The following is a 20,836-nucleotide window of genomic DNA, read 5'->3' on the forward strand; positions in this document are numbered from 1 at the left end:
CTAGCCCGACTCCAAGGTCTAGGGTCGCGACATGCCTCGCGCGCTGCACCACCTGGACCTCTGGGTCGCCGAGCTCGCCACCGCGGAGGGGGAGTGGGCGTGGCTGCTCGCCGCGTGCGACTGGCAGCGCGAGGAGGGGGCGCTGTCGTGGGTGCACCCGGACGGCACCTACCTCTTCATGGAGCACTCGCCCGACCAGCACGGCGAGCACGACCGGTTGCGGCCGGGGGTGAACCACCTCGCCCTCACGGTCGAGACCCGGGCCGAGCTCGACCGGGTGCGGGCGGAGTCGACCGAGCACGGCTGGCACGAGCTGTACGCCGACCGCTACCCGCACGCCGGCGGCGAGCAGCACGTCGCGCTCTACCTCGAGAGCTCGGAGGGCTTCGAGGTGGAGGTCGTCGTCGGCGACTGACCACGCGAGCAGCCGACCGAACGACCCACCACGGGGTGGTCGCGCGGAACGATGCGAGGGGTCTAGGTTGCTGCGTGGCCCGAACTGAACCACCGCTGACCCCTCGGAGGCACGCGTGTCCGACACCTTGATCGACGCGACCTGGCTGGACTACCTGCTGGTCGCGATCTACTTCGGCTTCGTGCTGGGCATCGGCGTGATGGCCCGGCGGTCCGTGTCGGACTCGATCGACTTCTTCCTGTCCGGTCGATCACTGCCCGCGTGGGTGACGGGCCTGGCCTTCATCTCCGCCAACCTCGGTGCGGTCGAGATCATGGGCATGTCCGCCAACGGCGCGGAGATCGGGCTCCCGACGGTCCACTACTTCTGGGTCGGCGCGGTGCCGGCGATGCTGTTCCTCGGCGTCGTGATGATGCCGTTCTACTACGGCTCGAAGGTCCGCTCGGTCCCGGAGTTCATGTTCAAGCGGTTCGGCACCGGGGCCCACCTGGTCAACGCCATCAGCTTCGCCGTGGCCCAACTGCTCATCGCGGGCGTCAACCTCGCGCTGCTCGCGGGAATCCTCCACGCGCTGCTCGGCTGGCCGATCTGGATCGCGCTCGTCGTCGCCGGCGCGATCGTGCTGTCCTACATCACCCTCGGCGGCCTGAGCGCCGCGATCTACAACGAGGTGCTGCAGTTCTTCGTCATCGTCGCCTCGCTGCTCCCGCTGACCCTCCTCGCGCTGCACCGCGTCGGCGGCTGGGACGGCCTCAACGACAAGATCACCGCCGCGGCGAACAACGCACCGGCCTCCGCGGAGGTCGCCCCGGCGAGCCAGCAGCTCGAGTCGTGGCCCGGGCAGGCCCTGTCCGGCTTCGACTCCTCGTTCTTCTCGGTGGTCGGCATCGTCTTCGGTCTCGGGTTCGTGCTGTCCTTCGGCTACTGGACGACCAACTTCGTCGAGGTCCAGCGGGCGATGGCATCCGACTCGCTCTCCTCGGCCCGCAAGACGCCGATCATCGGGTCCTTCCCGAAGATGTTCATCCCCTTCATCGTGATCGTCCCGGGCATGGTCTCCGCGGTCCTGGTGCAGGAAATGATCGACCTCAAGAACGGCGGCACCCCCGCGGGCGGGGCGAGCGGTGACGGAGTGGCGTACAACGACGCCCTGCTGCTGCTGATGCGGGACGTGCTGCCCAACGGCCTGCTCGGCCTGGCGATCGCCGGTCTGCTCGCCGCCTTCATGGCCGGCATGGCCGCCAACATCTCGGCGTTCAACACCGTCTTCTCCTACGACCTGTGGCAGCGCTACATCCGCAAGGACCACAGTGACGACTACTACCTGCGCATCGGACGTCTCGCCACCGTCGCGGCGACCATCATCGCGATCTTCACCGCCCAGATCGCCATGGGCTACGACAACGTCATGAACTACCTGCAGACGCTCTTCGGGTTCTTCAACGCGCCGTTGTTCGCGACCTTCATCCTCGGCATGTTCTGGAAGCGGATGACGCCGACCGCGGCGTGGGTCGGCCTCGTCGCCGGCACCGTGTCGGCGGTCGCCGTCGACCGCCTGGCGGCCGCAGGTGTCATCGACCTGCCGGGCCAGGGCGCGGCCTTCCTCGCCGCGTCCACGGCCTTCGTCGTGGACCTCGTGCTCAGCATCGTCGTCTCCCTGGTGACCAAGCCCAAGCCGGCCTCCGAGCTCAAGGGTCTCGTCTACTCCGAGACGCCGAGGGAGGACCGCATCGATCCCGAGGAGGCGTCCTACCCGTGGTACCGCCGCACGGTCCCGCTCGCCGCCATCTCGCTCGTGATGGTCATCATCCTCAACGCCGCCTTCTGAGAAAGGGGCCACCATGTCCGACACCTCTGGCACGTCCGACAACGCCGCCGCTCCGCACAAGGCCGGCGCCTTCGACATCCGCAACATCATCGGCGCCCTCATGGGCCTCTACGGCGTCATCCTGACGCTCGCCGGGTTGTTCGGCGACCCCGAGCTCGAGAAGACGGGAGGGGTCAACGCCAACCTGTGGACCGGGCTGGCTCTGATCGTGGTCGCCGCGGTCTTCCTCGGGTGGGCGCGCCTCCGGCCCATCGTCGTGCCGGAGAAGTTCGACCGGCCCGACGACGACCCGACCCGCCCGGCGCCGCAGCGGAAGCGCCCCCCGGCACAGTGACGCGGGTCTAGGGTCTCCGCATGGAGAGCCTCGACCACCTCGTCGGTGGCCTGACGAGCGAGCTCGACACGCGCCTGGCGGACGTCGACGCGCTGCTCGCGGCGCGCTACCCCGGCGAGCGTGCGGGACGCCAGCCCGTGCACACGGTGTACGTCCCTGCTGACCGCTTCCACCCGGGCCTGGTCGGCGACCACCGCGCGGCGGCACTCGTCGCCCTCGACGAGCACGAGGACCGACTGGTCGGGCTCGTCGACGGAGACCGCGGCCTGGTGGCGCGGGTGCGCGCGAAGCTCGGCCGCGAGCCCGTCGAGGACCTGCGCATCGACTTCGAGGACGGCTACGGCACCCGCTCCGACGAGGATGAGGACGGCGACGTACGACGAGCAGCTGCGGACCTGCGCGCCGCTCTCGACGCCGGGACCGCCGCGCCCTTCACCGGCATCCGGTTCAAGGGGTTCGAGGCGCCCACCCGCAGCCGCGGCCTGCGCACCCTCACGCTCTTCCTGGCCGGGCTCGTCGAGCACGGCCCGCTGCCGGAGACCTTCGTCGTCACGCTGCCCAAGGTGACCGCGGTCGAGCAGGTGGAGGCGCTGGTCCACGTCGCCGCGCGGCTCGAGGGCGAGCTGGGCCTCGGCGAGGGTGCCCTGCGCTTCGAGATCCAGGTCGAGACGCCGCAGTCGATCCTCGGCCCGGACGGCAGTGCCCTCGTGGCCCGCATGGTCCACGCGTCCGGTGGTCGCTGCACCGGCCTGCACTACGGCACCTACGACTACTCGGCCTTCTGCGGCATCGCCGCGGCCCACCAGAGCCTCGAGCACCCCGTCGCCGACCACGCCAAGGCGGTCATGCAGGCCGCGGCCGCCGGCACCGGCGTACGCCTCTCCGACGGCTCCACCAACGTGCTGCCGGTCGGCACGCCGGACGAGGTGGCGGCCGCCTGGGCCAACCACCTGCGACTGGTCCGCCGCTCGCTCGCGCGCGGCTACTACCAGGGGTGGGACCTCCATCCGGCCCAGCTGCCGACGCGCTTTGCGGCGACGTTCGGGTTCTACCGAGACGGGCTCGCGTCCGCGGCGGGCCGGCTGCGCACCTACCTCGAACGCCGGGACTCCGGCGTCCTCGACGAGCCGGCGACCGCACGCGCGCTCGCCGACTTCCTGCTACGCGGGATCGACTGCGGCGCCCTGTCGCAGACCGAGGTGACCGAGGGGACCGGGCTGGACGCGCATCGGCTCGCCGGGCTGGCGCACCGCGCCACGGAGACAGGAGGCAGTGGCTGATGAGCACGCGAGAGGGCACGGGAATCGTGCTGGGACCGAACCGCTACGGCAAGGCGGAGTCGCGCGTCGTACGCATCGTGCGCGACACGGCGCGTCACGAGATCCACGACCTCAACGTGTCGACCTCGCTGTACGGCGACTTCGCCGCCGCACACACCGACGGCGACCAGTCGCAGGTGCTGCCGACCGACACCCAGAAGAACACGGCGTTCGCGTTCGCCAAGCGGCACGGGGTCGCCTCGCCCGAGGACTACGCGATCGCGCTCGGCACCCGCCTGCGCGAGGCCACGCCGGCCGCGGACGGAGTCGTGGTGCAGGTCGAGGAGTACGCGTGGGACCGGATCCCGGTCAACGGCTTCGGCCACGACCACGCGTTCGTGCGCCGTGGCGGCGAGGTGCGTACCGCGGCGGTGGAGGTGACGTCGTCGGGCCCGTCGGTGACCTCCGGGCTCAAGGACCTGGTGGTGCTGAAGTCCACCGGCTCGGAGTTCAAGGGCTTCCTCCGCGACGACTACACGACGCTCCCCGACGCCGACGACCGCATCCTCGCGACCGCGCTCCGTGCCGACTGGCACCACCGGGACGGCGCGCGGCCCGACTGGAGCACGTCGTACGAGTCGGTGCGGGCGCTCCTGCTCGAGACCTTTGCGACGACGTACAGCAGGGCCCTGCAGGAGACGCTCTACGCAATGGGCCGGGCCGTGCTCACCGCCCACGAGGACATCACCCGGATCGCCTTCTCCGCCCCCAACAAGCACCACTTCCTGGTGGACCTCGAGCCGTTCGGGCTGGACAACCCGGGCGAGGTCTTCATCGCGGCGGACCGCCCCTACGGGCTGATCGAGGCCGAGGTCGTGCGGGAGGGGGCGGCGTGAACGTCCCACGCTTCAACAGCGCGACCGACGAGGACGCCCGCCGGATGCTGCTCACCTGCCTCGACGCGCCGCAGTGGGCCGACCGCGTGCTCGCCGGCCGGCCCTACGACACCGTCGGCGAGGTCGAGGCCGCCATGGTCGCGGCGTCGGCTGCCATCTCCGACGAGGAGCTCGAGCAGGCGCTCGCGCGGCACCCGCGCATCGGCGAGCGCGCCGACGCGGACAGGCACGACGCCGACCACTCCACGCGCGAGCAGTCCGGTGTCGACCGGGACGACGCCGACCTGGCCCGGCGCCTCGAGGAGGGCAACCGGGCCTACGAGGACCGCTTCGGCCGGGTGTTCATCGTCCGGGCCGCGGGCCGCAGCGGCACCGACATCCTCGAGCACCTGCAGCGGCGCCTCGACAACAGCGACGAGCTCGAGCGCGCCGCGACGATCGACCAGCTGACCCAGATCGCGGTCCTGCGAATGAAGGAGGCGTTGTCCTGATGGCCTCGCTGAGCACCCACGTCCTCGACACCGCGAGCGGACGTCCAGCCGCGGGCCTGCGGATCACCCTGGAGTCGGCCGACGGCAGCGTCCTCGCCGAGGCACTCACCGACGACGACGGGCGGATCGGGGCCCTCGCCGCGGACCTGGCGGCGGAGGACCACGTCCTGCGCTTCGACACCGGCGCGTGGTTCGCTGCGCACGGCGCTGCCGCCTTCTACCCCGAGGTGGTCGTCACCTTCGCCGTCGGGAACGACGAGCACTACCACGTCCCGCTGCTGCTCAGCCCCTTCGGCTACTCGACCTACCGAGGCAGCTGAGCATGGCCGAGCAGTCCGCGGCGGAGACCCTCGTGCGGGCCGGCCGCGCGGTCGTCGACGGAGCCGAGCGGTCCGCCTCCGTCCGTCTCCGCGACGGGGTCGTCGTCGCGATCGGTGCGTACGACGCCGACGCCGCGGGCGCGGAGGTGGTCGTGCTGGCCGACGACGAGGTGCTGCTGCCGGGGCTCGTGGACACCCACGTCCACGTCAACGAGCCGGGTCGCACCGACTGGGAGGGCTTCGCCAGCGCGACCCGCGCCGCGGCTGCCGGTGGTGTCACGACGATCGTCGACATGCCGCTCAACAGCATCCCGCCGACCACCACGGTCGCTGCGCTCGAGGCGAAGCGGGCAGTCGCCGCCGACCAGGCCTGGGTCGACGTCGGCTTCTGGGGCGGCGCGGTCCCGGGCAACGTCGCCGACCTGGCGCCCCTCCACGACGCAGGCGTCTTCGGCTTCAAGTGCTTCCTGCTCGACTCAGGCGTGGAGGAGTTCCCCCACCTGGCGCCGGCCGAGCTCGCCGACGCGATGGCCGAGGTCGCGCGGGTCGGCTCCCTCATGGTCGTGCACGCCGAGGACGCCGACGAGATCACGGAGTGCGCCCACGGTGCGGCGTACCGCGGCTTCCTGGACAGCCGGCCGGACGCCGCGGAGGAGCGCGCGATCGCGCTCGTCATCGAGACCGCGCGGCGCACGGGTGCCCGCGCCCACGTCGTGCACCTCAGCGCCTCGGGTGCCGTGCCGGCGCTGCGGGCCGCCCGGGCCGACGGCGTCGACCTGAGCGTGGAGACCTGCCCGCACTACCTCTTCTTCGAGGCCTCCTCGATCGCCGACGGCGCCACCGCGCTCAAGTGCTGCCCGCCGATCCGCGACGCGACCAACCGCGACGCCCTGTGGCGGGCGCTCGTCGAGGGCGACATCGACCTCGTCGTCACCGACCACTCGCCGTGCACCGCCGACCTCAAGCGCCAGGAGACGGGCGACTTCGCCGACGCCTGGGGTGGGATCGCCTCGCTCCAGCTGGGCCTGCCGGTCGTCTGGTCCGGCGCCCGCGAGCGCGGCGTACCCCTTGCGGAGGTGGTGCGCTGGATGGCCACCGCCCCGGCCCTCCGGGTGGGGCTGGCCGGCAAGGGCGAGATCGCCGTGGGCGCCGACGCGGACCTCTGCGTCTTCGCGCCCGACGAGGAGTGGGTCGTCGACGCGGCGGCGCTGCACCACAAGAACCCGGTCACGCCCTACGCCGGGCGTACGCTCACCGGCACCGTGCGCGCGACCTGGCTGCGCGGACGACGGGTCGACCTGTCGGGCCCGCCGCGTGGCCGGCTGCTGAGGAGAGGGCTGACGAGAGGGGTGGCGCGATGACGTACTGGGTCCCGAGGGGCGGGCTGCCGCCGCAGGCCGACCTGACGACCGGCCAGTCCGGTCGTGCGGTCTTCACCGAGTCGTACGCCGTGCTGCCGCGCGGCACCATGACCGACATCGTCGCCAGCCGCCTCCCGCACTGGGACGACACCCGGCTGTGGGTGATCGCCCGGCCGCTGTCCGGCTTCGCCGAGACCTTCTCGTGGTACGTCGTGGAGGTGGCGCCGGGCGGCGGGACCGAGCGGCCCGACGACGACCCCGACGCGGAGTCGGTGCTCTTCGTCGTCGGCGGGCGGGCCACGCTGACCGTCGGCGACGGAACTCATGCGCTCGAGCCAGGCAGCTACGCGTTCGTGCCGCCGGGGACGACGTGGACGCTGCGCAGCGACGGGGCCGATGGCGAGCCGCTGACCTTCCACTGGATCCGCAAGGCCTACGAGCGGGTCGACGGCATCGAGGTGCCCGAGCCGTTCGTCGTCCACGAGGACGACGTCGCGGCCGAGCCGATGCCCGACACCGACGGCGCGTGGGGCACCCAGCGCTTCGTCGACCCGCTCGACGTGCGGCACGACATGCACGTCAACATCGTCGGGTTCGAGCCCGGGGGAGCGATCCCGTTCCCGGAGACCCACGTGATGGAGCACGGCCTCTACGTCCTCGAGGGCAAGGCCGTCTACCTGCTCAACCAGGACTGGGTCGAGGTGGAGGCGGGCGACTTCATGTGGCTGCGCGCCTTCTGCCCCCAGGCCTGCTACGCCGGCGGGCCCGGCCGGTTCCGCTACCTGCTCTACAAGGACGTCAACCGGCATCCGAGGCTGCACCCGAAGTCCGCACCGATGTGACCCGGTTCACGTAGGATGGGCGGTGGCAGGTCGTCGTTCGGCATGGACAACCGGCGACCCGTGACTCCCTGAACCATGCGACGTCTGCGCTGCCGAGGGGAGAGCACGTGCCGGATCCGCAGGTCACCGTCAACGGGCAGCCGCGCCCGCTCGCCGGGACGCCCACCCACACCAACGCGCTCGACTTCCTGCGCGGCCTCGGGCTCACCGGCGCCAAGGAGGGCTGCGCGGAGGGCGAGTGCGGCGCCTGCGCGGTGATGGTCGCCCGCCCCGACGGGGCCCGGAGTCGCTGGACGCCGGTCAACGCCTGCCTGGTGCCGGCGCTCGCGCTCGACGGGCAGGAGGTCGTCACCGCTGAGGGGCTCGGCACGCCCGAGCGGATGCACCCGGTCCAGGCGGGGCTCGCCGCCGCAGGCGGCTCCCAGTGCGGCTACTGCACGCCGGGCTTCGCCTGCTCGATGGCGGCGGAGTACTACCGGCCCGACCGCGAGGCAGGGCCTGACGGGTTCGACCTGCACGCGATCGCCGGCAACCTCTGTCGCTGCACCGGCTACCGCCCGATCCGCGACGCGGCCCGCGCCCTCGACGGTCCCGCACCCGCAGACCCCCTGGCGGAGCGGCAGGCGAGCCCCGCGCCGGCGGCGATGCCGACCCGGGTCGACGGGTTCGCCCGCCCCGCCGACCTCCCCGAGGCGCTCACGCTCCTGGCCGACCACCCCGACGCCGTGCTGGTCGCCGGGTCGACCGACTGGGGCGTGGAGGCCAACCTGCGCGGCCGCCGGGCGTCCTACGTCGTCGCGGTCGACCGGCTGCCCGAGCTGCGCGGGGTCTCGACCGACGGTCCGGTCGAGATCGGTGCCGCGCTGACCCTGAGCGAGGTCGAGGCCGCGCTCGGCGACACCGTGCCCCTGCTCGCGGAGGTCTGGCCGCTCTTCGCGTCGCCGCTGATCCGCAACGGCGCCACCATCGGCGGCAACCTCGCGACCGCGTCGCCGATCGGTGACCTCGCGCCCGCCCTGCTTGCCCTCGACGCGACGCTGCTGCTCGCCTCCACCACCGGTGACCGGGAGGTCGCGCTGGCGGACTTCTTCACCGGCTACCGCGAGACCGTGCTGCGGCCAGGTGAGCTCGTCCGGGCCGTCCGGGTGCCGATGCCGCTCGCCGCGCACACCACGTTCCGCAAGATCGCCAAGCGGCGCTACGACGACATCTCCAGCGTCGCCGTCGCGGCCGCCCTCGACGTCGTCGACGGCACGGTCGTGAGGGCCCGCATCGGCCTCGGCGGCGTCGCCGCCACGCCCCTGCGCGCCCGTGCCACCGAGGCCGCGCTCGAGGGACGGCCGTGGACGAAGGAGACGGTCGAGGAGGCCTCCCGGGTGCTGGCGGGGGAGGGCACGCCGATCGACGACCAGCGGGCCAGCGCCGCCTACCGCTCGGCGATGCTGGGCAACGCGCTGAGGGCGTGGTGGGCCGAGGACTGGGACGAGGGGGAGCGCCAGTGAGCCATGTCTCCGAGCGCCCCGGCGACGCGGTCGTCGGCCTCGCCCTGCCCCACGAGAGCGCGGCGCTGCACGTCACCGGCCACGCGCTCTACACCGACGACCTGGTGCACCGCACGCCGCACGTCCTGCACGCCCACCCCGTCTGCTCGCCCCACCCGCACGCCCGGGTCACGCGGGTCGACACCTCCGCGGCCCTGGCCGTCCCGGGGGTCGTCCGGATGCTGACCGCGGACGACGTCCCCGGCACCAACGACGCCGGCGTGAAGCACGACGAGCCGCTGTTCCCCGACGTCGTGATGTTCGTCGGGCACGCGGTCTGCTGGGTGCTGGGCGACACCCTCGAGGCCGCGCGCGTCGGCGCGGCCGCGGTCGAGGTCGACTACGAGCCGCTCCCCGCGATCGTGTCGCTGACCGAGGCGATCGACGCCGCGCACTTCCAGGGCGGCCGGCCCGTCGTCGCCCGCGGTGACGTCGAGGCGGGCCTCGCCGGTGCGACCCACGTCTACAGCGGCGTCACGGAGATGGCGGGCCAGGAGCACTTCTACCTCGAGACCCATGCCTCGCTCGCCCTCATCGACGAGGGCGGCCAGGTGTTCGTGCAGAGCAGCACGCAGCACCCGAGCGAGACGCAGGAGATCGTGGCCCACGTGCTCGGCCTCGACAGCCACCACGTGACCGTGCAGTGCCTGCGGATGGGCGGCGGCTTCGGCGGCAAGGAGATGCAGCCCCACGGCTTCGCGGCCGTCGCCGCGCTGGGTGCCGTCCTCACCGGCCGGCCCGTGCGCCTGCGCCTGAGCCGCACCCACGACATGACGATGACCGGCAAGCGCCACGGGTTCCACGCGCAGTGGCGGGTCGGCTTCGACGACGACGGGCGGCTGACCGCGCTCGAGGCGACCCTGACCTCCGACGGCGGCTGGAGCCTCGACCTCAGCGAGCCGGTGCTGGCGCGGGCGCTGTGCCACGTCGACAACGCCTACTGGATCCCGCACGTGCTCGTCCACGGCCGGGTGGCGCGCACCCACAAGACGTCCCAGACCGCGTTCCGCGGCTTCGGCGGACCGCAGGGGATGCTGGTGGTGGAGGACATCCTCGGCCGCTGCGCCCCGCTGCTCGGGATCGACCCGGTCGACCTGCGCCGGCGCAACTTCTACGTCGACGGCCAGGCCACGCCCTACGGGCAGGTGGTCCGCCACCCCGAGCGGCTGGCAGCTGCCTGGGAGCAGGTGCTCGCCGACGGCGACGTCGTACGCCGTCGCGCGGAGGTGGCGGCCTTCAACGCCGCCCACCCCCACCGCAAGCGTGGCCTCGCGGTGACGCCGGTGAAGTTCGGCATCTCCTTCAACTTCACCGCCTTCAACCAGGCCGGTGCACTGGTGCACGTCTACAAGGACGGGTCGGTGCTGATCAACCACGGCGGCACCGAGATGGGCCAGGGGCTGCACACGAAGATGCTGCAGGTCGCGGCCACCACCCTCGGCGTACCGCTCGCGAAGGTCCGCGTCGCACCCACCCGCACCGACAAGGTGCCCAACACGTCCGCGACCGCGGCCAGCTCCAGCGCCGACCTCAACGGCGGCGCGGTCAAGGACGCCTGCGAGCAGGTCCTGGCGCGCCTGCGCGAGGTCGACGCGGGCCGCGGCCTGGCATGGGAGGAGCTGGTCCGCGAGGCCTACTTCAGCCGGGTGCAGCTGTGGGCGGCCGGTTTCTACCGCACCGAGGGCATCCACTGGGACTCCACGCAGATGAGCGGCCACCCGTTCAAGTACTTCGCCTACGGCGTCGCGGCGGCGGAGGTCGAGGTCGACGGCTTCACCGGCGCCCACCGCACCCGGCGGGTCGACATCGTGCACGACGTCGGAGACAGCCTGTCCCCGCTCGTCGACATCGGCCAGGTCGAGGGCGGCTTCGTGCAGGGAGTGGGCTGGCTGACGATGGAGGACCTGCGCTGGGACGAGTCCGACGGTCCCGGGCGTGGCCGGCTCACCACGCAGTCCGCCAGCACCTACAAGCTCCCGAGCCTGGGCGAGCTGCCCGACGAGCTGAATGTCACCCTGCTCGAGCACGCGCACGAGGACGGCGCCGTCTACGGCTCGAAGGCGGTCGGTGAGCCGCCGCTCATGCTGGCCTTCGCGGTCCGTGAGGCACTGCGCGAGGCGGTCGCGGCGTTCGGACCGGGGGGCGCCAGCGTCGAGCTCGCCTCCCCGGCCACGCCCGAAGCGGTCTTCTGGGCGGCGGAGCGTGCCCGGGGTGCGGCCCCCGACCACGTGGTCGAGGGCCTGCCGGGTGTCGTGCCCGACCGGCCGGACCCGGCGGCGCCGGCCCTCCACCCGCGGTCCGAGCAGGCGGCCCGCGCGGCGGGGGAGGCCTGACGTGCACTGGTTGGGAGCGGTCGAGAGGCTGCGGGAGCAGCGGCTGGCCGGGGTGCTGGTCACGATCGCGGACGTCCGCGGGCACGCCCCTCGTGACGCCGGATCCAAGATGGTCGTCTCGGCGGAGGCGGCGTGGGGCAGCGTCGGTGGCGGCAACCTCGAGGAGACGGCCCTCGCCCGCGCCCGGGCGATGCTCGACGAGGGGACCGACGCCCCGGAGCAGCTCGTCCTCGGCCTCACCGACAAGGCGCGCACCGACCACGGTCGCCAGTGCTGCGGCGGCGAGGTCACCCTGCTGCTCGAGCCGCTGCCGGTGGTGGGGTCCGTGGCGATCTTCGGCGTCGGCCACGTCGGGCTCCAGCTCGCGCGGATCCTGGCGGCCCACGACCTCGACCTCCACCTCGTCGACTCCCGCCCGGGCCTGCTCTCCGACGAGCGTCTGGCGCTGCCGGCCGACGGGGAGGCGCGGGTGCGGGTCCACCACTCGCCGGTCCCCGAGCTGGCGCTCGGAGCGGTCCCGGCAGGCACCCACGTCCTGGTGATGACCCACGACCACGCCGAGGACTTCGCCCTCTGCGACGCCGCCCTGCGCTGCACCCACCTCGGGTCGGTCGGGCTGATCGGGTCGGCCGCCAAGTGGTCCCGCTTCCGCACCGGCCTCGCGGTGGAGGGTCACGACGGGGCCACGATCGACCGGATCCGCTGCCCCATCGGGCTGCCCGGTCCCTCCTCCAAGCTGCCGGCCGCGATCGCCGTCTCGGTGGCCGCCGAGCTGATGGAACTCCTCGCCGCCGACCACGCACGGACCCTGAGGTGAGCGGTGCGGGGGTCGTCTACCGGGCCCGCGCCTACGACGCTCCCGACGACCCGTTCACCACGAGCGGCCCGGCGTTCCGCTACGACGACGACCTCGGGCTCGCCGTCTCCGACGACGGGGTGATCACCGACCGCGGCCCGTTCGCGTCGGTGGCAGCCTCGCGCTCCGACGCGCCCGTCATCGACCTCCGGTCCGGCCTGCTGCTGCCCGGTCTGGTCGACACCCACGTCCACTTCCCCCAGGTGCGGGTGATCGGTGCCCTCGGCATGCCGCTGCTCGAGTGGCTCGAGCGGTGCGCCCTGCCGGAGGAGGCGCGCCTCGCCTCGACGTCGTACGCCGCCACGGTGGCCGGCGAGCTCGTGGCCGGTCTCGTCGCCGCCGGGACGACGACGTCGCTGGTCTTCGGGTCCCACTTCGCGCCCGCGATGGACGCCCTCTTCACCGAGGCCGAGCGGTTCGGGCTGCGGATGACCAGCGGGCTCGTGGTCAGCGACCGCGTCCTGCCCGAGCCGCTGCTCACCACGCCCGAGCGGTCCCACGACGAGGCCGTCCGCCTGGCCGGGGACTGGCACGGCCGGGGGCGGCTCCGCTACGCCGTCACGCCGCGTTTCGCGCTCTCGGCCTCTGACGCGATCCTCGCTGCGTGCGCCGACGTCCTCGCCGCGGTCGACGGCGCCTGCTTCACCTCCCACGTCAACGAGAACAACGCCGAGGTCGCCACGGTCGCCGACCAGTTCCCGCACCGGGACCACTACGTCGACACCTACGACCACCACGGCCTGCTGGGCGGCTGCTCGGTGCTGGCGCACAACGTGCACCCGACCGACGCCGAGCTCGACGTGCTCGCGGCCCGGGGCACAGCGGTGGCCTACTGCCCGACCAGCAACGCCGCCCTCGGCTCCGGGATGTTCTCGCTGCGGCGCCACGTCGCAGCGGGCGTGCGCGTCGCGCTCGGCAGCGACGTCGGTGCCGGCACCGGGTTCTCGATCTTCAAGGAGGGCCTGCAGGCCTACTTCCTGCAGCACCTGCTCGGCGCCGACGGGCTGCCGCTGGCCGCGGGCCATCTGCTGCACCTCAGCACCGCGGCGGGCGCCGCGGCGCTGGGGCTCGGCGAGGTGACCGGTGACCTGAGCCCGGGCAAGCAGTTCGACGCGATCTGCGTGCGGCCGCCGGTCGGCACCGCGCTCGACATCGGGCTGCGGCACGCCGGGTCGCCGGAGGAGGCCCTCGGCAAGGTGTTCGCGCTCGCCGGTGACGCCGACGTCGCCGACGTGTGGGTCGGCGGCGACCAGGTCGCCTCCGGCGGGTTCGTCCGGCCGGTCAGTCGCCCCGCGCCAGCAGGACGTCGTACGCCTGCAGGGTGAGGAAGTCGGGGAAGTCCTCGCCCAGTGCGCAGTCGACGAAGAGCCGGCGGGCGTCGTCGTCGACCGCGCCGCCGAGGGCCTCGTGCTCCTCGGCGACCAGCCGCTCGACGAGCTCGCGCGTGATCACCTCGCCCGAGGCCAGGGTGGCGCCGTTGTGGACCCACTGCCACACCTGCGAGCGGGAGATCTCGGCGGTGGCGGCGTCCTCCATGAGGTTGTCGATGCCTGCGGCGCCGTTGCCCGACAGCCAGGCGTGGAGGTACTGCATGCCGATCCGCACGTTGCCGCGCAGCCCGGCCTCGGTGCGCTCGCCGGGCGTCTCGCCGACGGCGAGCAGGTCGGCGGCCGAGACCGCCACGTCGTCGCGGAGCACGTCGAGCTGGTTGTCGCGGCCATCGAGGACGGCGTCGAAGACCTCCTCGCACAGCGGCACCAGGTCGGGGTGGGCCACCCACGATCCGTCGAAGCCGGCGCGGGCCTCGCGGGTCTTGTCCTCGCGCACCTTGGCGAAGGCGCGCTCGTTGACCTCGGCGTCGCGCCGGCTCGGGATGAAGGCCGCCATCCCGCCGATCGCGAAGGCGCCGCGTCGGTGGCAGGTCCGCACGAGGAGGTCGCTGTAGGCGGCCATCATCGGCGCCGCCATGGTCACCGCGTTGCGGTCGGGGAGGGTGAAGCCGGGACCGGCGTCGCGGAAGTTCTTGATGATGCTGAAGAGGTAGTCCCAGCGGCCGGCGTTGAGCCCGGCCGCGTGGTCGCGCAGCTCGTGGAGGATCTCGTCCATCTCGAAGGCCGCCGTGATGGTCTCGATCAGGACGGTCGCCCGCACCGAGCCGTGCGGCACCCCGAGCGCCGCCTCGGCGTGGGTGAAGACGTCGTCCCACAGCCGCGCCTCGAGGTGCGACTCCATCTTCGGCAGGTAGTAGTAGGGCCCGCTCCCGGCGGCCAGCAGCTCGCGGGCGTTGTGGAAGAAGTGCAGGCCGAAGTCGACCAGGGCCGCGACCACGGGACGGCCGTCGGCGGTGAGGTGGGCCTCGTCGAAGTGCCAGCCGCGGGGGCGGGGGAGGACCACAGGGGTGCTCGCCGGGTCGGCGACGGCGTACTCCTTGCCCTCGGGGGAGGTGAAGGCGAGGCGTCCGCGGACGGCGTCGCGCAGGGTCAGCTGGCCGCCGACGACGTTGCGCCAGTGCGGGGTGTTGGCGTCCTCGAGGTCGGCGAGCCACACCCGCGCGCCGGAGTTGAGGGCGTTGATGGCCATCTTCGGGTCGGTCGGACCGGTGATCTCGACGCGGCGGTCGCGCAGGTCCGCGGGCACGGGCGCGACCGTCCAGTCGGACTCACGCACGTCCGCCGTCCCGGGCAGGAAGTCGAGCCGGCCGGTCCGGGCGATCTCCTCGCGCCGGCTCCGGCGGGCCGCGAGCAGCTCGTCACGACGCTCGTGGAAGCGGGTGTCGAGGTCGGCCACGAAGGCGAGCGCCTCGGGGGTGAGCACCTCCTCGGACCTCGGCACGGGCGGGGCGGACACGTCGAGGCCGGTCATGGACGCCACGCTAGCCGTCGGGGCTCGTCGGTGGTCCAGTCCACAGCAGCCCCACGAGCCCGTTTCGGTAACGAACCGGCAACAGCCGGGTCGGCGATCTGGACGTGACGGTGGTCACTCCATATGTTGCGTGGAACAACATATGTACGCGCCTCCGCGCTGGGCGGTAGCGGACGTACGTCAGATCGCTAGGAGGCGGTTCGCGTGAAGCGGAAGCACAGTTTGGTCCTCGTCCCCCTGCTCGGCCTGTCGATGGCACTGACCGCCTGCGGCGGTGACGACAGTGACAGCGGCAGCGACGACGGCGGCAGCAGCGACAGCAGCAGCTCGGCCGACAGCGGCAAGATCGGCGTGATCCTGCCCGACACCGAGTCCTCGGTGCGCTGGGAGAGCGCGGACCGACCCGCCCTCGAAGCGGCCTTCGACGAGGCAGGCGTCGACTACGACATCCAGAACGCCGAGGGCGACGCCGAGCGGATGACGCAGATCGCCGACACGATGATCGGCAACGGCGTCACGGTCCTGGCGATCGTGAACCTCGACTCCGAGTCCGGCGCGGCCATCCAGGAGAAGGCCAAGTCCCAGGGCGTCGCGACGATCGACTACGACCGCCTCACCCTCGGCGGCTCGGCGGAGTACTACGTCTCCTTCGACAACACCGTCGTCGGCGAGCTGCAGGGCCAGGGCCTCGCGGACTGCCTCGGCGACAAGAAGGCCAACATCGTCTACCTCAACGGCTCGCCGACCGACAACAACGCGACGCTCTTCGCCGAGGGTGCGCACAGCGTGCTCGACAAGATGAGCAACTACACCGTCGTCGGTGAGCAGGCCGTCCCGGACTGGGACAACGAGGAGGCCGCCACGATCTTCCAGCAGCTCTACACCGCTGCGGACGGCAAGGTCGACGGCGTGCTCGCCGCCAACGACGGTCTCGGCGGTGCGGCCATCAGCATCCTCGAGGGCCCCGGCCAGGCCGGCAAGGTCCCGGTCACCGGCCAGGACGCTACCGTCGAGGGCCTGCAGAACGTGCTCGCCGGCACCCAGTGCATGACGGTCTACAAGTCCGCCACGCAGGAGGCCGGTGCGCTGGCCGACGCCGCCATCGCGCTGGTCAACGGTGACGAGGCCGAGACCACCGGCACCACGGTCGACTCCTCCGACGACAGCGAGGTCCCCTCGATCCTGCTCGAGCCGCAGGCCATCACCAAGGACAACGTCGGCGACGTCATCGACGACGGTGGCCAGAAGGCCGAGGACGTGTGCACCGGGAAGTTCGCCGACCTGTGCACCGAGGCCGGCATCTCCTGATCCCGGTCGGGACAGCCTGACCCTCAGCGGTACGACGACGCCCGGACCGGACCATTCGGCCCGGGCGTCGTCCTCCGTCCTCTCGCACAACAAATTCTGCTGATCGGAAGTGGGACCATGGTTCAACCGCTGCTCGAGCTGCGCGGAGTCAACAAGAGCTTCGGCGTGGTGCACGTGCTGCACGACGTCGACTTCGCCGTCTACCCCGGACAGGTCACCGCCCTGGTCGGCGACAACGGCGCCGGCAAGTCGACGCTCGTCAAGATCATCGCCGGCATCTACGGCCGCGACAGCGGCGAATACTTCTTCGACGGCAACAAGGTCGAGGTGCACGGCCCGCGTGACGTGGCCCACCTCGGCGTCGAGGTCGTCTACCAGGACCTCGCCCTCTGCGACAACCTCGACATCGTCCAGAACATGTTCCTCGGCCGCGAGGAGAAGAAGCGCATCGGCCTCGACGAGATCACCATGGAGTCCCGCGCCCGCGAGACCCTCGCGTCCCTCTCCGTGCGCACCGTGAAGTCGGTGCGCCAGAGCGTCGCCAGCCTCTCCGGCGGCCAGCGCCAGACGGTCGCGATCGCCAAGGCCGTGCTCTGGAACTCCAAGGTCGTCCTCCTCGACGAGCCCACCGCGGCCCTCGGTGTCGCCCAGACGCGCCAGGTGCTCGACCTCGTCCGCCGCCTCGCGGACCGCGGCCTCGGCGTCGTGCTGATCTCGCACAACATGGGCGACGTCTTCGAGGTCGCCGACCGGATCACCGCGCTCTACCTCGGCCGGGTGGCCGCCGACGTCGCCGCCAAGGACGTCAACCACAGCCAGATCGTCGAGCTCATCACCGCCGGACGATCCGGCGACCTCGGCATCGCCGAGAACTCCACGACCGCAGCCGTCTGAGAAGGACCGGAGACTCTCATGACCGTCGACAACGACACCCAGTCCGCTCCCGCGGCCGAACCGGCCCCGAGCGGCTTCGACAGCGACAACCTCCAGGCGGCCACGATCGGCGACTCCGCCCGTGACTACCTCAACCGCCTCCGCGGCGGTGACATGGGCTCCCTGCCCGCCATCCTCGGCCTCGTCTTCCTCTTCATCCTGTTCGCCTCGCTCAACGACAAGTTCCTGACGACGTACAACATGGCCAACCTGGTGGTCCAGGCGGGCTCGATCTGCGTGATGGCGATGGGCCTGATCTTCGTCCTGCTGCTCGGCGAGATCGACCTCTCGGCCGGTGTCGCCGGTGGTGCCTCAGCGACGATCACCGCCCTGATGCTCATCGACTACGACTGGACGTGGTGGACGGCGACCCTGGCCGGCCTCGCGGTCGGAGCGGTGATCGGCCTCGCAATCGGCTCACTGGTCGCCTTCCTCGGCATTCCCTCCTTCGTGGTCACGCTCGCCTTCTTCCTCGGACTTCAGGCGGTACCGCTCAAGCTGATCGGGGCCGGCGGCTCGCTGCGCTTCAACGACGAGGTGCTGCGCGGACTGTCGATCAAGAACGTGCCGGTGACCGCCGGCTGGATCGCGGCGATCCTGATCGTCCTCTGCTTCGCCGCACTCTCCCTGTGGAACTACCGCACGCTCTCCGCCAAGGGACTGGTCCACCAGCCGCTGGGCCTCGTGATCATCCGGATCGTCGTGCTCGCCGTGATCGTGCTCGGCATCACGGCGCTGCTCAGCGCGAACCGCTCACCCAACCCCAACTTCCTCGAGATCCGGGGCATCCCTTGGGTGCTGCCCCTGGTGATAGCACTCCTGCTCTTCTGGACCTTCGTCCTGGGCCGCACCCGCTTCGGCCGGCACCTCTACGCCGTCGGCGGCAACACCGAGGCTGCCCGCCGCGCCGGCATCAACGTCACGCGCATCAGGATCGCGGCCTTCATCATCTGCTCCACGATGGCGGCGATCAGTGGACTCCTGCTGGCGTCGTACGTCGGGAAGGTCTCGCCGGGCTCCGGCGGCGGCAACGTCCTGCTGTATGCCGTCGCCGCTGCGGTCATCGGCGGCACCAGCCTCTTCGGTGGCCGGGGCCGGGCGATCGACGGAGTCATCGGCGGCCTGGTGATCGCGACGATCCCCAACGGTCTCGGCCTGCTCAACCAGGCGAGCTACATCAACTTCCTGGTCACGGGTGGGGTGCTCCTGCTCGCCGCGAGCGTGGACGCCATCTCGCGCCGCCGCCGCTCCTCTGCCGGCGTGTAGGGCCCGACATGACCACCCGCCGGCGTCCGGGCCTGGGCACCAACCAGGAGCTCGCGCGTCGCCACAACCTCGGGACCGTCCTGCGGCACGTCCACGGAGCCGGTCAGATCTCGCGCGCCGAGCTGACCGGCCTCATGGGGCTCAACCGCAGCACCATCGCTGCGCTCGTCAACGAGCTGGAGGCACTCGGCATCACCGAGCGGGTGCTTCCGGTCGAGGGGACGCCGCGCCAGGGTGCCGGCCGACCGTCGGCCGGCGTCCGCATCGCCGAGCAGGGCCCGTTCGTCATCGCGGTGGACCTCGGGGTCGACCGGGCGGTCGTGGCTCGCATCGGCCTGGGCGGACGCGTGCTGCAGCGGGCGCAGGCGCCGGTGCGCAGCGACGGCGAGGCGTGGCAGGTGGGCGCCGCCGTCGCCGGACTGATCCGCTGTGTCGTGGAGAAGGTCCCCGATGCCGCGCAGCTCGTCGGCATCGGGATCAGCGTCCCCGGCCTCGTGCGCAACAGCGACGGCCTGATCCGCCTCGCCCCGAACCTCGAGTGGCACGACGTGTCGTTCGGCGGCATCGTCCTGGCCGCGCTCGGCCTCGACGTCCCGGTGTCGATCGCGAACGACGCCGACCTCGGCGCGCTCGCCGAGCACGTCCGCGGGGTGGCCGTCGGGGTGGACGACCTCATCTACGTCTCGGGCAACGTCGGTGTCGGTGCCGGCGTCATCACCGGGGGCGTCCGGCTGGAGGGCGCCGGGGGCTACGCCGGCGAGGTGGGCCACCTCCGCTTCAACCCGGCGGGGCGCGAGTGCCACTGCGGCAACCGGGGCTGCTGGGAGACCGAGGTCGGCGCGCACGCCATCGCCGAGGCCATCCACTGCCCGACCGACAAGGTGGCGCAGCTCGACGAGGTGCTCGACGGGTTCGGCGAGCCGTCACCGGCGCTCCGCGCCACCGGGACGGCCCTCGGACACGGACTGGCCAGCATCGTCAACGTCTTCAACCCCCGCCAGGTGGTGCTGGGGGGCTACTTCCGCTCCCTCTACGCGCTCGTCGGGCCCGAGGTCGAGGCCGGGCTCGCCAACCGCGCGCTGCCGGCTCCGCTCGAGTCGGTGACGTTGACCCTCCCGGGACTCGGGTCCGACTCCTCGCTCCTCGGGGCCGCGGAGATCGCGCTCGAGCCCCTCTTCGTGGACCCGGTGGCCGCCCTCGGCACGGCGCTTGTCGGCGTCGGCACGCGGCTCGCCGGATGAGCGGCGCCGCCGGCGCGGTCCCTGCAGGGCAGAGCCGATAACCTCCTCCGGATGCTCCGCGCAAGACTCCTCACCGCTGCCCTCGTCGTCGCCCCGCTGCTGTCGGGCTGCGTCGGCGACGAGCCGACCATCGCGGTGCTCGTGGCCGACGGCTCGGACTCCTCCTCCCGCGTGGTGGACGTCGACCGGCTCACCGACCGGGTGGAGTCGACCTGCGACGAGTGCCGCGTGCGGGTGTACGACGCCGAGGGCGACGCCGACACCCAGAAGAGCCAGGCGCGCCAGGCGGAGGCCGCCTCGGCGGACGTGGTGGTCGTGGTGCCGGTCGACCCCGACGACCTCGACACCCTCACCGCCGGCGACCTGCCCGTCATCTCGTTCGGCGAGCTCGTCCCCGGGTCGGACCGCTTCGTGGGCCTCGAGAGCGGCTCGCTGCCCAGCCAGACGGGCTCCGACGTGGAGGCCGCCCGCGACATCGTCCGCGGCGACGAGAAGTCGATGACCTACGTGCCGACGGGGGCGATGAGCGACCGTGCCGCCGACCTGGCGGTGGCCTACCTCGCCGACGAGCCCGTCGAGGGCGGCGAGGACGTCGACGGGGTGGAGTCGTGGCTCTACCGCGATCGCGACGTCACCGTCGACACCCTCACCTCCGTGCTGGTGGCCGAAGGCATCCTCACCCTCGACGACCTGTGCAGCGGTGACACGCGCAAGCAGTGTGCGAGGCTGGGCCTGAGATGATGGCGCCCC

The 20,836-nt window shown here is 72.2% G+C and carries 19 protein-coding genes; 18 read left to right on the top strand and 1 reads right to left on the bottom strand.

The window, feature by feature from the left end; all coding sequences use genetic code 11:
• The first annotated feature begins 31 nt into the window (after positions 1–31).
• The 13 genes from ACXJKB_RS13355 to ACXJKB_RS13415 all read left to right on the top strand — a co-directional run bounded on the left by ACXJKB_RS13355 (position 32) and on the right by ACXJKB_RS13415 (position 13,801).
• The gene (locus ACXJKB_RS13355; protein WP_457189086.1) at positions 32–415 is read left to right on the top strand and encodes a VOC family protein; all 384 of its coding nucleotides are present in this window, start codon (positions 32–34) and stop codon (positions 413–415) included.
• A gap of 115 nt (positions 416–530) precedes the next feature.
• Positions 531–2,243: a sodium:solute symporter family protein gene (locus ACXJKB_RS13360; protein ID WP_457189088.1), complete on the top strand. Its 1,713-nt coding sequence runs from the start codon at positions 531–533 to the stop codon at positions 2,241–2,243.
• Positions 2,244–2,256: 13 nt separating this feature from the next.
• Positions 2,257–2,577: a hypothetical protein gene (locus ACXJKB_RS13365; protein WP_457189090.1), complete on the top strand. Its 321-nt coding sequence runs from the start codon at positions 2,257–2,259 to the stop codon at positions 2,575–2,577.
• A gap of 20 nt (positions 2,578–2,597) precedes the next feature.
• Positions 2,598–3,857 (top strand): DUF6986 family protein, encoded by a 1,260-nt coding sequence (locus ACXJKB_RS13370; RefSeq protein ID WP_457189091.1) that lies wholly within the window; start codon positions 2,598–2,600, stop codon positions 3,855–3,857.
• Complete coding sequence (gene pucL / locus ACXJKB_RS13375; protein ID WP_457189093.1) at positions 3,857–4,732, top strand: factor-independent urate hydroxylase; 876 nt, start codon at positions 3,857–3,859, stop codon at positions 4,730–4,732. The genes ACXJKB_RS13370 and pucL overlap by 1 nt, the downstream gene beginning before the upstream one ends.
• Positions 4,729–5,223 carry a 2-oxo-4-hydroxy-4-carboxy-5-ureidoimidazoline decarboxylase gene (gene uraD, locus ACXJKB_RS13380; protein WP_457189095.1) on the top strand — a complete coding sequence of 165 codons (495 nt, stop codon included), beginning with the start codon at positions 4,729–4,731 and terminating at the stop codon, positions 5,221–5,223. Before pucL ends, uraD begins: the two co-directional genes overlap by 4 nt.
• Entirely contained in the window at positions 5,223–5,543 is a 321-nt protein-coding gene (gene uraH, locus ACXJKB_RS13385) for a hydroxyisourate hydrolase (protein WP_457189097.1), read from the top strand. Before uraD ends, uraH begins: the two co-directional genes overlap by 1 nt.
• Before the next feature lie 2 nt (positions 5,544–5,545).
• Positions 5,546–6,904 (top strand): allantoinase AllB, encoded by a 1,359-nt coding sequence (allB, locus tag ACXJKB_RS13390; protein WP_457189099.1) that lies wholly within the window; start codon positions 5,546–5,548, stop codon positions 6,902–6,904.
• Positions 6,901–7,746, top strand: coding sequence for a bifunctional allantoicase/(S)-ureidoglycine aminohydrolase (locus ACXJKB_RS13395; protein ID WP_457189101.1), 846 nt, complete (start codon positions 6,901–6,903; stop codon positions 7,744–7,746). Before allB ends, ACXJKB_RS13395 begins: the two co-directional genes overlap by 4 nt.
• Before the next feature lie 107 nt (positions 7,747–7,853).
• Positions 7,854–9,248 carry a xanthine dehydrogenase small subunit gene (locus ACXJKB_RS13400; RefSeq protein WP_457189103.1) on the top strand — a complete coding sequence of 465 codons (1,395 nt, stop codon included), beginning with the start codon at positions 7,854–7,856 and terminating at the stop codon, positions 9,246–9,248.
• Positions 9,245–11,620, top strand: a complete 2,376-nt coding sequence (gene xdhB / locus ACXJKB_RS13405; protein WP_457189105.1) for a xanthine dehydrogenase molybdopterin binding subunit — start codon at positions 9,245–9,247, stop codon at positions 11,618–11,620. Before ACXJKB_RS13400 ends, xdhB begins: the two co-directional genes overlap by 4 nt.
• Position 11,621: 1 nt before the next feature.
• Positions 11,622–12,437 (top strand): xanthine dehydrogenase accessory protein XdhC, encoded by an 816-nt coding sequence (xdhC, locus tag ACXJKB_RS13410; RefSeq protein ID WP_457189107.1) that lies wholly within the window; start codon positions 11,622–11,624, stop codon positions 12,435–12,437.
• Positions 12,434–13,801, top strand: coding sequence for a guanine deaminase (locus ACXJKB_RS13415; RefSeq protein ID WP_457189109.1), 1,368 nt, complete (start codon positions 12,434–12,436; stop codon positions 13,799–13,801). Before xdhC ends, ACXJKB_RS13415 begins: the two co-directional genes overlap by 4 nt.
• On the opposite strand, the gene aceB is transcribed toward ACXJKB_RS13415, so the two are convergent.
• Complete coding sequence (gene aceB / locus ACXJKB_RS13420) at positions 13,758–15,338, bottom strand: malate synthase A (RefSeq protein ID WP_457189111.1); 1,581 nt, start codon at positions 15,336–15,338, stop codon at positions 13,758–13,760. The genes ACXJKB_RS13415 and aceB overlap by 44 nt on opposite strands.
• A gap of 204 nt (positions 15,339–15,542) precedes the next feature.
• On the opposite strand from aceB, the gene ACXJKB_RS13425 reads away from it, so the two are divergent.
• From ACXJKB_RS13425 to ACXJKB_RS13445, 5 genes are all read left to right on the top strand, one after another.
• On the top strand, positions 15,543–16,646 hold the full coding sequence (locus ACXJKB_RS13425; RefSeq protein ID WP_457189113.1) for a sugar ABC transporter substrate-binding protein: 1,104 nt from the start codon (positions 15,543–15,545) through the stop codon (positions 16,644–16,646).
• A gap of 117 nt (positions 16,647–16,763) precedes the next feature.
• Positions 16,764–17,540 carry an ATP-binding cassette domain-containing protein gene (locus ACXJKB_RS13430; protein WP_457189115.1) on the top strand — a complete coding sequence of 259 codons (777 nt, stop codon included), beginning with the start codon at positions 16,764–16,766 and terminating at the stop codon, positions 17,538–17,540.
• A gap of 18 nt (positions 17,541–17,558) precedes the next feature.
• The gene (locus ACXJKB_RS13435) at positions 17,559–18,845 is read left to right on the top strand and encodes a sugar ABC transporter permease (protein WP_457189117.1); all 1,287 of its coding nucleotides are present in this window, start codon (positions 17,559–17,561) and stop codon (positions 18,843–18,845) included.
• Between the two features lie 8 nt (positions 18,846–18,853).
• Positions 18,854–20,086 (top strand): ROK family protein, encoded by a 1,233-nt coding sequence (locus ACXJKB_RS13440; RefSeq protein WP_457189119.1) that lies wholly within the window; start codon positions 18,854–18,856, stop codon positions 20,084–20,086.
• A 51-nt stretch (positions 20,087–20,137) separates the two neighbouring features.
• Positions 20,138–20,827, top strand: coding sequence for a hypothetical protein (locus ACXJKB_RS13445; protein ID WP_457189120.1), 690 nt, complete (start codon positions 20,138–20,140; stop codon positions 20,825–20,827).
• Positions 20,828–20,836 lie beyond the last annotated feature (9 nt).

This window comes from Nocardioides sp. P5_E3 (assembly GCF_054049275.1).

Bases quoted from the DNA above. Each gene is read 5' to 3' on its own strand.
- ACXJKB_RS13355 (WP_457189086.1), top strand. From the start codon at position 32: ATGCCTCGCGCGCTGCACCACCTGGACCTCTGGGTCGCCGAGCTCGCC.
- ACXJKB_RS13365 (WP_457189090.1), top strand. From the start codon at position 2,257: ATGTCCGACACCTCTGGCACGTCCGACAACGCCGCCGCTCCGCACAAG.
- ACXJKB_RS13370 (WP_457189091.1), top strand. From the start codon at position 2,598: ATGGAGAGCCTCGACCACCTCGTCGGTGGCCTGACGAGCGAGCTCGAC.
- pucL (WP_457189093.1), top strand. From the start codon at position 3,857: ATGAGCACGCGAGAGGGCACGGGAATCGTGCTGGGACCGAACCGCTAC.
- uraH (WP_457189097.1), top strand. From the start codon at position 5,223: ATGGCCTCGCTGAGCACCCACGTCCTCGACACCGCGAGCGGACGTCCA.
- allB (WP_457189099.1), top strand. From the start codon at position 5,546: ATGGCCGAGCAGTCCGCGGCGGAGACCCTCGTGCGGGCCGGCCGCGCG.
- ACXJKB_RS13395 (WP_457189101.1), top strand. From the start codon at position 6,901: ATGACGTACTGGGTCCCGAGGGGCGGGCTGCCGCCGCAGGCCGACCTG.
- aceB (WP_457189111.1), bottom strand. From the start codon at position 15,338: ATGACCGGCCTCGACGTGTCCGCCCCGCCCGTGCCGAGGTCCGAGGAG.
- ACXJKB_RS13430 (WP_457189115.1), top strand. From the start codon at position 16,764: ATGGTTCAACCGCTGCTCGAGCTGCGCGGAGTCAACAAGAGCTTCGGC.
- ACXJKB_RS13435 (WP_457189117.1), top strand. From the start codon at position 17,559: ATGACCGTCGACAACGACACCCAGTCCGCTCCCGCGGCCGAACCGGCC.
- ACXJKB_RS13440 (WP_457189119.1), top strand. From the start codon at position 18,854: ATGACCACCCGCCGGCGTCCGGGCCTGGGCACCAACCAGGAGCTCGCG.
- ACXJKB_RS13445 (WP_457189120.1), top strand. From the start codon at position 20,138: ATGCTCCGCGCAAGACTCCTCACCGCTGCCCTCGTCGTCGCCCCGCTG.